Here is a 10,335-nt window from a genome sequence, read left to right as displayed (position 1 = left end):
AATGGCTGCGCGCTGAGGGTGGTGTCTGGGCGAGCGGGGCGGTGTCTGGGCGAGGTTGTTTTCCGGGTCCTCCGTGGTGGGGCCGGGGGTAGGCGCGCGGTGCGTGCGTACGTGGGTGGGTGGGGGGATTTGGGTTGGTGCTCGGCAGGAGGTGGGTTTCTCGGCTGCCGAGCGGTTCGGTTGTTTGCGGTGGGGCGTGGTCAGGAGAAGACGGCCGACTTGAGTAGGAGGCGGCTGGACGCCCTGCCGCCGGAGCGTAGGGAGTAGTAGTCGCCTGTGCAGTCGATGCCGGTGAAGACGGTGACTGTGGAGCTGGTGGCGTTCGTTGGGGTGTGGGCGCTGTCCTCCGTGAAACGGACCTCGGGGAGGTTGATGCAGGCGCCGCTTCTGGGGTTGATCAGCTCACCCGTGCCCAGACCGCTGGGCTCAGTGGGGTAGCGGTATGTGAAGATCCCGGTGGCGGCTTGGGCGGGTGTGCACGTGGACAGTGCGAATGCCAGGCAAGAGGCGGCCACAGAGATGGTTCGGGCGAGCATGAGCGGATAGACCCCTTCGGTTGCGGTGAACGCATCGGTCGGGAGTCATCCTATGACTACTTTGAGTTATTGATCGACTACTCGGTGGTGAGGGTGCGGCGTGTGCGGTGGTTGTTGAGGGGCGGAGAGGGAGGGGTCGAATGTAGGAGGGGTTGGTGTGCGTGAGGGGCATCAGGGATTGGTGGTGGTGTGGATGAAGAGCATGAGTGATTCGTGGTGTGGGTGAGGGCGTCAGCGATCGGTGGTGGTGTGCGTACGGGGTGCCAATGATCGGTGGTGGTGTGGGTGAGGAGTGCTAGTGATCGGTGGTGGTGTGGGTGAGGGGGCAGTGGTTGGTGGTGGGGTGGGGCTGCGTGGAGTGGGTGTGTTTGTGGCTGGGTTAGCGGCCCTTTTCGTAGATGACCAGGCCGCGGGACAGGTGGAGGGGGACCAGGATCAGCTCGACCAGTAGGGCTTTCCAGGCGTAGTAGAGGTTGACGACCTTGTTGAGGTAGACGAAGGGGAGGTTGACGAGGACCCGGCTTACGGGGAGGTGGCGGCGTTTGGCTGCGTAGAGGAGCGCTGGGATTGTGAGGAGCAGTTCGCCGCCTGTCCACCAGGCCATCGTGGGGGCCACTGGCTTGTGCAGGGACAGGGTGAGGAACAGGGGGGTCGCCCACCACAACGGGGCCAGGAGGATTTCCAGGAGGGCGATGATGATCCAGGTGGCGAGCATGGGCTTGCGGGTGAGTAGGCGGGGGAGGTGGAGGCGGACGTTCTGCATGAAGCCGGCCATCCAGCGCCATACCTGTTTGCGGAGGTAGGTGAGGGATTCTGGGTCGGCGGCCCAGGCCATGGCGTCGGAGACATACACCGCTCTGTGGCCTTCGAGTTGTTGGCTCCAGGTGAAGTCCATGTCCTCGACGATCGTGCGTTCCGGGAAGCCGCCGAAGTCCATCAGGACCGAGCGTCTGAACACCGAGCAGCAGCCTGAGCAGACCATGGGACTGTTGGCCAGCTGCTGGATGGGGCGGTGCCAGTGGAAGCCGAAGAGGTATTCGGTGGATCTGCCGCGTTCCCAGGGGGTGCGGGCGAATCTTGTCTGTACGTTGCCGGCGGCTACGTTCACGGAGGGGTCGGAGAAGGTGGGCTTGATGCGTTCGATGTAGTCGGGGGCCAGGACGGTGTCGGCGTCTACGGCCAGGATCAGGTCGGTGTCGCAGTGGGGGAGGGCGTGGTTCTGGGCTCTGGCCTTGCTGCCGAGGTTGTGGGGTGGGCGTAGGACGATGACGCCGTAAGCCTTGGCCACCTCGCTGGTGCGGTCGGTTGAGGCGTCGTCCACCACGATGATCTTTTCTGGTGGGATCGACTGGATTTTGATGGACTGGAGGGTGGCGGGGAGGCCGAGTTCCTCGTTGTGGGCGGGGATGATGACGGTGACGGTCAGGGCGGATTGTGGGGTTGTTCTTTTCGCCTGTGTTGTGGTCTCGGGTGCTTGTGCCGTGGTCTTGGTCACCTGCGTCGCCTCTTCAGCTTGAGGGCGATCAGGGTGATCAGTCCGACCGTGGCGTAGATGATCACGCTGAAGCCGAGCGTGGGTGGGCCTCCGGGCATCCTCTGGCTCCTTTGGTGTGAGGGTGGTGTTGGCCGGGTGGTTCGGCCGGTGTGGGTATGAGGATGCTCTGCGGGGGTGGGGTGGTGGGGCTCCGAACGGGGTTCTGGGGATGGGGGTGTGGCTGTCTGGGTTGTCCTGTGGATGAGGGGGTGCGGGGGTCGAGAAGGTGGTCCCAGGGCGGGGTGGTGCGGGGGTCGAGAAGGTGGTCCCAGGGCGAGGTGGTGCGGGGGTCGGGAAGGTGGTCCCAGGGCGGGGTGATCCCAGGGCGGGGTGGTAGTTCGAGGGAGGTGGCTCAGAGCGGGGTGGTGGTTCCAGGGGGTGGCCAAGGGCGTGTCAACCTGAATTGGCCCCGGTGTGACGGTTCGATGCGGCCTCAGCGACGGGATGCGGCCATGTCCTGGTGAAGGCGTATGACGGTCCCGCGGTGTTGCGTTGGAGAGCGGACAGGACCTTTGCCATGGACTGCGATGTTGCGGCGGTCGTGATCGCACCAGCTCGGGGTTGGGACGTGTCTGTCGTGCCGAGCACGCAGGACAACCGCTGGGGACTCAACACCTTCCCCGATCCGTGGGAGCTCGTGTTCCCCGACGGCAGCGCGTTCGACGTCGATGTCGCGGCCCATGGCAACGCATGGACGGTGGCTGAGGTCGTCGGTGCTTGACCCCAGCTGGCGGGCGATGTGCAGCGTGGAGCTCTCGTTGCCTTGCGGTCGGTCGCTGGAAGGCGGCTCGCGTGTTGCTTGATGCGCGCGCCTGGATCTGCGGCTGGGCCGACGTGACGGTCTCGACGATGAACACGTCGATGGAGTCGTTGGTCCGGGACGTAAGCTTCGTCAGTGCCGTGGCGCATCATCGCCGGCGCGCCTGCGCGAGTCGACGCTGCGATCTTTGCGCGCTATTCGGCTCGATGAAGCTTTCCGATCACATCTGCTTCGTGATGCGGTCAAGGATGGGGCCCTGGCCAGGGTGCTCGGCAATGGTGCCACGGCCGGAACGTGGGGCGCCGCCCCGGCCGGCGTCATCGGCATCGGCATCGGCATCCTGGCCGGGCTGCTCGACAGCGCTTGCGCCCGCCGGTGTCGCTGCCGTGGGGATGGCGTTGTCGATGAGGACGGCTGCGATGGCGGCGGCGGTGGTGAACGCTTCGGTGTTGAGGACTCGGCTGCGGGCCGAGGCGCCGTCCAGGAGCAGCGCCAGTTGCTCGCCGAGCTGTTCGGGGTTGGTGGCGCCGGCCTCGCGGGCGGTATCGGTGAGCCGGGCGGCAAAGTCTTTTTTGTAGTTGCGGGCCTGTACGCGTGCCGGGTGGCCCGGGTCGGGGATTTCGACGGCCGCCGCGATGAATGGGCACAGGGGCGAGTGCACGTCGAACGCGGCGAGGAGTCGTTCGCGAGGTGTGAGGTCGGTGCGGTCGAACACTTCGGGCAGGATGTCGGGATCGAATCGGCGTAGGCATTCGGCGATCAGCTCGTCCTTGCCGGTGAAGTGCTGGTAAAGCGTGCGCTTGGACACCTCAGCCACCGCGCAGAGCTGGTCCATACCGGTGCAGTTGATGCCTTGATCGCGGAACAGTTGATGTGACGCGCTGAGGATGCGCTCTCGTGCGCCCCTGCCGCGGCGCAGGCCTCGCGGCCCCTTCTCCAACTCTGTCACACGCCCAGCGTAGCCCACTTGGGTACCGATCGGTGTGCATAGCTTGCACCCCGCGCGACTGTTCTATACGTTAAGTACGCAGATCGGTGTACATAGCATCGGCGCGGCATGTGAATGGAGTGGTCGTGGGAAAGCTCGATGGCAAGGTTGCGGTAATCACAGGCGCGACAAGTGGGATGGCGCTGGCCGGTGCGAAGTTGTTCGTTGATGAAGGAGCTCACGTCTTCATTTCGGGCCGGCGGAACGACGAGCTGGACGAAGCCGTCAAGCTGATCGGCCGGAACGTGACCGGCGTGCAGGGCGATTCGGCCGACCTCGATGATCTGGACCGTTTGTTCGAGACGGTCAAGCAGGAAAAGGGCACGGTCGACGTGTTGTGGGCAAGTGCTGGGACGGGCGAGCAGGGCAGGCTCGGCGAGATCACCGAGGAGCAGTTCGATGCCGCCTTCTCGCTGAACGCGCGCGGCACGCTGTTCACGGTCCAGAAGGCGCTGCCGCTGCTCAACGATGGAGGCTCGATCGTCATGACCGGGTCGAACGCGTCGCTCCGGGGCTACCCCGATTGGAGTGTGTACGCAGCGAGCAAGGCCGTGCTGCCCGCCTACGCACGGGTGTGGGTGTCCGAGTTGAGAGACAGGAGGATCCGGGTGAACGTGCTGACCCCCGGCCAGGTCGCCACGCCGATTCTGGAGGAGGTGATGGACGAGCAGATGAAGGCGCAGTTCGAATCCGTGATCCCGCGGCGAGAGATGGGCCGCCCTGAAGAGATCGCGTCGGTCGCGTTGTTCCTCGCCTCGGACGACTCGAGCTACGTCAATGGCATGGAGCTGGTGGTCGACGGCGGCACCACAGTGATCTGAGCGCGTCCATACACAACAAGGGAACACACGTCATGAGCATCATCAGCATCATCGGCTCGGGCAACATGGCCACCGCCATCGGCACCCGGGCGGCGAAGCACGGCCACACCATCGAGCTCATGAGCCGCAACACCGCCAAGGCTCAGGCGCTCGCCGACCAGATCGGCAACGGAGCCACCGTCGGCACGTTCGGCGCAAGGCCGGCGGGTGACATCGTCATCGTGGCCGTCCTGTACACCGGCGCGGTCGAAGTGGTCGCGCACTACGGCGATGCGCTGGCCGGCAAGATCCTCGTCGACATCACCAACCCGTTCAACGCCGACGTAAGTGGACTCGTGACTACCGCGGGCAACTCGGTGTCCCAGCAGATCGCCGCCGCCGCCCCTGAGGGCGCACACGTCGTGAAGGCATTCAATTCGATCTTCCGCGGCGTCCTTGCTGAAGACAAGCCCCTGGACGTGTTCTTTGCCGGCGACAGCGCCGAGGCAAAGGTACGTGTCGCGGCGTTTCTGGAGAGCTTGGACATGCGGGCCCTCGACGCAGGAGGGCTCGAGATGGCCTACGCCCTTGAATGGGCCGGCATCCTCCTGGTGGGCCTGGCACGCAACGGCGCCGGCTTCGACATCGCCTTGGGCGCCGAGGTCCTCTGAAGATGCTCTCCAGGAGTGAACATGGCCACGGTGGTATTTATCAACCGGCTCCAGCCGGCGGACGGTAAGCGCGACGCTCTGATCGGCCGCCTACGCGAGTTCGCACCCTCGACGCCGGGTTGGCAGTTGGGACGCCGCCGAGCTGCTCGAACGCGTAGACGTGGCCTTACAGGAACGCCTCCTGGCCTTGAGTGGGGAACGCCCGGTGCACCGCCTTGCCGGAGTGCGACAGCCGCAGCGTGAACAGCTGCGTCTTGGTCTTCACGCCGCGCACGATCACCCAGAGATCGGCGTGGTCGACCTCGGCCTCCGCGCCCGGCGCGTGGGTCTGCGGCACGGACCCCGCCGCCGGCTGCTTGCCCGCCTCGATAAGGATCTCTGGTCGGCGGCGGGCGACGTAGCCCGCACCGTCGAGTACGACACCTCGCCCGCGCCGTGCTCATCGACCAGCCGGGCCAGGACCCCGGCGGGCGGTGTGCTTCTGCTTGCGTGGGGCGTCGAGGTCCTCGCGCAGCGTCGCGTCGATGACCTGCGTGAAGTCCTCGAGCCGTCGTGACACCCGCACCGGCGTCTTACGCTCCGGCGGGATCGCTGACCCCAGTTCCTGCCGGACCGTGCGGCGGTGGACCTTGTGCCGCTCCGCGAGCTGCCGGATTGACACCCGCTCGTCACGTCGGATCGCTGCGAACAGCTCCACTCTCGCCCCCATCCCCGCCCCACCTCTCGTGATCACCGAACTCGTCGGAGACCACGCTCGGGTGGGGCCGGATCAAACCGTCACAGGAAGCCCCGGCGTGTCGAGGTGGGGCCACTTCAAACCGTCACAGGAAGCCCCGGCGTGTCGAGGTGGGGCCACTTCAAATCGTCACAGCGGACGTCGAGGTGGGGCCGGATCGAACCGTCTTACCGGGCCGGATCAGGCTGTCACGGCCATGGCCCAGGGCGAGGGACAGTCGCTTGCTGGTGCCGTCTCTGTGGCGTTGAAGCGTTGGTGACGAAGTGCTCGATTGCCCCCGTAGGTGGTGGGGGCGGCCAGGGTTGGGGCCTGGCCGCCGTGGGTTGGGTTAGCGCAGGCCGTAGGCGCGGTCGATGGTTTGGGTCAGGGAGCCGCCTGCGGAGTCCGAGGCGGTGATGCGGAGTGAGACGTATCCGGTGGTCCGGGCCAGGGCTGGGTGGGTCAGTTCGACGCGGTAGCGGCCATTGCCGTGTTTTCTGACGCGGTTTGCCGGGTGCCAGCTTGTGCCGTCATCCACCGAGTACTGCACTTCGAGGCGTTTCACGGTCGGCGGTCGGTGGATGGATGAGTGGGTGCCTGCCTCCAGGGCGAAGGTGAACGGTTTTCCGGAGGGGGCGAGGTTCAGGAGGTCGAGGGGGAGGTCGTAGGTGAGCTGGAGTGCTGGTTGGAATGCGCAGGTTGTGCTGAAGGTGCAGATGTAGCCGCGAGGCGGTTCGGCGGATGGCGGGGTGGAGGTGAAGGTGGAGGTCGTGGTGACCGTTCTGGAGAGGGGGCGGCCGGTGGTGTCCACTGATTCGAGCCGGTACGGCCCCGCCTGGGCGGGGACCGTGAACGAGCGGGGGCGTCGGCCCTGTACGGCCGGCTCCTGGTCACCGACGAACAGCCGGGGCGTAGAGGTCATGGGGCTGGGGTCGCTGTAGTGGCGCGGGTCAGAGTCTTTCCACTGTTCGGCGGGGATGAATCGGTCGCCGTCCCGGCAGAGTGCGCACGGTAGCTGGACGGGGGAGGGGACGTCGGCGGCGCCGGGCACCAGCGGGGCCTTGAACCACTGCTCCGAGAGGCGTCGGTCGCGCTGGGTGAAGCGGTCGTCCGAGCGGAGGATGAGACCCGCGTTCGTGATCGTGCGGGACCACACCACGTCGTTCGAGGTGGGGCCGAAATACTCGGTGCGGGTGGTGGGCATGGTCAAGGAGCCGCCGTAGACCATACGGCCGGGCTCCTCGCCGGTCGTGGACTCGCCGTACTGCCAGCCGCTGGTCTCCGGTGCGTCGGCGTGGTACGCGGCGTCCACCCGTACCAGACGATCCAGATCGACCTTCACCGGACGGGCGGGCACGCCGTCGTGGGAGTCGAAGCGCAGGTGGTACACCTCGTCCGGACCCGTGTACGGCTCCAGCCGCAGTGACTGCGGGCCCCGTTCCAGCGCGGACCGCAGGGCGCGGCCCTCGGCGGCGGTCAGGCCCAGCCGAAGGAGAGAGCCCGCGGGCACCCGGGCCTGGCCGCCGTCCACGTCGAGGTAGGTGAGGATGCCCGCCGCCCCGCGCCGTGAGGCGTTCTGGGAGGCGTCGTCCATGTTGGCGGCGGCGGTGACGTACGGCCGGTCGGTTCCCGTGACCGGGATTCCGGCCAGGACGACCTTGCCCGTCACGTCCACGCCCTCGAAATCCTCGGCCCTGCCCTGGCCCACGGACACGATGGGCAGGGTGGTGGTGGAGGCGAGGTTGCGCAGGGCGTCCATGTCGTAGGCCGGATGTAGCGTGAGCTTGCCGGCCTTGGCGGTGGACAGGACGGGGGGTTCCACATTCCATTGGTGGGTCAGGCGGACCTTGCCCGCCTTCGGGGAGGAGACCGGGGAGACGTAGAGGTTGTGGCCGCCGCCTGCCGCGCTGCCGTAGATCGAGACGGGCTGGGTGCGGTCGGCGAAGGTGCGGACGTAGTAGGCCTGGCCGCCGCCGTCCAGGGGTTTGGGGGTGCTCGGTCTGATGGGGACGGTTGTGCGGGCGTCGAGGGTGAGGGTTCTGTCCGCGTTCAGGGTGATGTCTTTGATCACCCAGCTGCTGCGGTTGGTGAGCCGGCTCTCCGGCACTACGGCGATCACCTCGTAGTCACCGGCCGGGAGGCTGAACTCGCCGAGGCCCGCGTAGTCGGTGTGCAGGTAGTAGTACCCGTACGGGTTGAACGGGTCCTCCGGGCTGTTGGCGCGCTTCGACGGGATCACGTACACGATGGGCTCGGCCTGGTAACCGGGGAAGAACTCCTTGGTCCCGTACGAGTTGACCAGCGACACCCCGAGCCGGTGCGTGGCGGGACCGGTGTAGTAGCTGAACGGTGTCACCACGTGCGCGTCCCCGGCGATCGCCGTCACCCAGCCGCCGTACGCGCCCACCTCTCCCATCTCGGGATCCACGGTGAGGTCCACCGTGGCGGTGCCATGAGCGGGGACCGTGACGCTCTGCGCCCCCAGCTTGATCGCGCCCGAGGGGGCGGGCTTGCCGCTCCAGCCCCGGGTGAGGAGGGAGAGCGTGAGGGTGGTCGCCTCCGCGCCGGTGTTGCGGTACGTGATCTGCCGCGTCGCCGCTTCGTCCAGCAGGCGGAAGTCCACGACGGAGGTGGCGAACACGGTCTGGGTGACCGCGCGGGCCACGTCCACCCGGCCGCTGCCCTGCTCGTACCAGTTGTGGTCGTCGTTGCGCACGGCGGTCGAGGTGAGGGCGTCACGCAGCTCGCCCGCCCGCCACTCGGGGTGTTGCTGGGCGAGGATCGCGGCGGCGCCGGCCACGTGCGGGGTCGCCATCGAGGTGCCGCTGAAGGACGTGTACGCCTCATCGCCCGGAATGCCGGGCAACCTGGAGTCGGACGAGCGGGCGGCCACGATGTCCACGCCGGGGGCGACGATGTTCGGTTTGACCGCCGCGTCGTCCAGGCGCGGGCCCCGGCTGGAGAAGTCCGCCAGGGTCGTCCCCGTGGTCTTGTCCACGGCCCCCACCGCGAGCGCCTCGTCGGCAGCCGCGGGCACGCCGACGGTGAGCGGGTCGGAGTCGTTGCCCGCGGCCGTCACGAAGAGCGTTCCGTGCTGCTTCGTCAGCTCGTTCAGCGCCTGGCTCATCGGGTCGGTGCCGTTGCCGCAACAACTCCCGAGGCTCATGTTCACCACGTCCGCGCCCTGTTCCGCGGCCCATTCCATGCCGGCGATGGCCCACGACCACTCGCCCTCGCCGACGTCGTCGAGCACCTTGCCGACCAGCAGCGACGCGGCCGGGGCCACGCCCTTGTAGGTCTTGCCCGCGCCGGCGGCGGTCGAGGCGACGTGGGTGCCGTGGCCGACCTTGTCGTCGATGGCGGCGGAGTCGGAGAAGTTCTCGGTGGCGAGGATGCGGCCGGCGAAGTCGGGGTGGTCGGTGTCGATGCCCGTGTCGAGGACGGCGACCTTGACGCCCTTGCCGTCGTACCCCTTCTCCCAGCCCGTCGGCGCGCCGATGAGCGGCACGCTCTTGTCGAGCGACGCGCGCGTCTTGCGGTCCAGCCAGATCTTCGCGATGCCGCTGGCCGAGCGGCCGGCGGAGGCGCGGTCGGTGCGGAGTCCGGCCCAGAACGTCCCGGCCTGTCCCGCGTCCACGGTCATCGCCGCGCCGTGGACGCTGTCGAGCACGCGGATGTTCTCGCCGGCCGGCAGGGCGCCGGCGCTCCTGGAGAGCGTGGCCGGGGCCGGGTCGCCCGTGTACGTGACCAGCAGGGGGATGACGTCGGCGCGTTGCTCGCGGGCCAGCGTCTCGACGTCGAACAGTTCCTCGTCGAGCGTCCCGGACGCGACCATGGCGGCGGCGTCGGAGGGCAGGACCAGGTAGCCGCCGTCCTTGCTGGGCAGCGTGGCGAACGTGATGTCCGCGCCGCCGGGTCTGGCGGCCTCGCGGATGGCGATGGAGGGCGCGCCCTTCGTCGTCGGCGTGTACTCGATGACGTCGCCGGTGATGAGGGTGAGGGTGGTGCCGCTCGCGGGGAGGGTCTCAGCTGTGGTGCCGCTCGCGGGGAGGGTCTCAGCTGTGGTGCCGCTCGCGGCGAGGGTCTCGGCCGTGGTGCCGGTCGGCTGAGCGTCGGTGCCTGTCAACGGGCCGGTGGTGGCTTGGGCGGGTGGCGCGGTGGCGCCGGTCGCCAGAACGAGTGCCAGGCCGGATAAGGCCGCGGCGAGCCGTGCGGGTAAAGGGGACAAGGTACGCCCTTTCGGTCATGACGGGAGCACGTTCGGGAGCGCTCCCAAATCTTCCGAAAGAGCTTATGTCCGGTTGGTGATCAAGCTAATCGCCGGGGCCCGG

The 10,335-nt window shown here is 67.6% G+C and carries 9 protein-coding genes; 3 read left to right on the top strand and 6 right to left on the bottom strand.

Translation table 11 applies throughout. The features are described from left to right. Positions 1 to 200: 200 nt before the first annotated feature. Together ACFPZ3_RS68800 and ACFPZ3_RS68795 are read right to left on the bottom strand one after the other, a co-directional pair. Positions 201 to 536, bottom strand: a complete 336-nt coding sequence (locus ACFPZ3_RS68800) for a hypothetical protein (protein ID WP_379525114.1) — start codon at positions 534 to 536, stop codon at positions 201 to 203. Positions 537 to 915: 379 nt separating this feature from the next. Beyond that, a complete protein-coding gene (locus tag ACFPZ3_RS68795) occupies positions 916 to 2,031 on the bottom strand; it encodes a glycosyltransferase family 2 protein (RefSeq protein ID WP_379525113.1) in 1,116 nt (371 codons plus the stop codon). A 607-nt stretch (positions 2,032 to 2,638) separates the two neighbouring features. On the opposite strand from ACFPZ3_RS68795, the gene ACFPZ3_RS68790 reads away from it, so the two are divergent. Beyond that, positions 2,639 to 2,791, top strand: a complete 153-nt coding sequence (locus ACFPZ3_RS68790; protein WP_379525112.1) for a hypothetical protein — start codon at positions 2,639 to 2,641, stop codon at positions 2,789 to 2,791. 259 nt (positions 2,792 to 3,050) lie between these two features. Here the strand turns inward: ACFPZ3_RS68790 and ACFPZ3_RS68785 are convergent, their stop codons facing one another. Then, complete coding sequence (locus tag ACFPZ3_RS68785; protein ID WP_379525111.1) at positions 3,051 to 3,779, bottom strand: TetR/AcrR family transcriptional regulator; 729 nt, start codon at positions 3,777 to 3,779, stop codon at positions 3,051 to 3,053. Positions 3,780 to 3,904: 125 nt separating this feature from the next. Here ACFPZ3_RS68785 and ACFPZ3_RS68780 point away from each other — a divergent pair, with 125 nt between their 5' ends. Both ACFPZ3_RS68780 and ACFPZ3_RS68775 read left to right on the top strand, forming a co-directional pair. After that, a complete protein-coding gene (locus ACFPZ3_RS68780; protein WP_379525110.1) occupies positions 3,905 to 4,639 on the top strand; it encodes an SDR family NAD(P)-dependent oxidoreductase in 735 nt (244 codons plus the stop codon). Positions 4,640 to 4,671: 32 nt separating this feature from the next. Next, a complete protein-coding gene (locus tag ACFPZ3_RS68775) occupies positions 4,672 to 5,289 on the top strand; it encodes an NADPH-dependent F420 reductase (protein WP_379525109.1) in 618 nt (205 codons plus the stop codon). 166 nt (positions 5,290 to 5,455) lie between these two features. On the opposite strand, the gene ACFPZ3_RS68770 is transcribed toward ACFPZ3_RS68775, so the two are convergent. The 3 genes from ACFPZ3_RS68770 to ACFPZ3_RS68760 all read right to left on the bottom strand — a co-directional run bounded on the left by ACFPZ3_RS68770 (position 5,456) and on the right by ACFPZ3_RS68760 (position 10,232). Beyond that, complete coding sequence (locus ACFPZ3_RS68770) at positions 5,456 to 5,626, bottom strand: hypothetical protein (protein WP_379525108.1); 171 nt, start codon at positions 5,624 to 5,626, stop codon at positions 5,456 to 5,458. 102 nt (positions 5,627 to 5,728) lie between these two features. Beyond that, positions 5,729 to 5,998 (bottom strand): hypothetical protein, encoded by a 270-nt coding sequence (locus ACFPZ3_RS68765; protein WP_379525107.1) that lies wholly within the window; start codon positions 5,996 to 5,998, stop codon positions 5,729 to 5,731. 355 nt (positions 5,999 to 6,353) lie between these two features. Beyond that, on the bottom strand, positions 6,354 to 10,232 hold the full coding sequence (locus tag ACFPZ3_RS68760) for a S8 family serine peptidase (RefSeq protein WP_379525106.1): 3,879 nt from the start codon (positions 10,230 to 10,232) through the stop codon (positions 6,354 to 6,356). Between the last annotated feature and the right edge of the window lie 103 nt (positions 10,233 to 10,335).

Source organism: Nonomuraea insulae (genome assembly GCF_042656245.1).
This window is presented reverse-complemented; position numbering and strand designations above follow the sequence as displayed.

Coding starts and splice junctions, on each gene's coding strand:
- ACFPZ3_RS68800 (WP_379525114.1), bottom strand. CDS start 536: ATGCTCGCCCGAACCATCTCTGTGGCCGCCTCTTGCCTGGCATTCGCA.
- ACFPZ3_RS68775 (WP_379525109.1), top strand. CDS start 4,672: ATGAGCATCATCAGCATCATCGGCTCGGGCAACATGGCCACCGCCATC.
- ACFPZ3_RS68765 (WP_379525107.1), bottom strand. CDS start 5,998: ATGGGGGCGAGAGTGGAGCTGTTCGCAGCGATCCGACGTGACGAGCGG.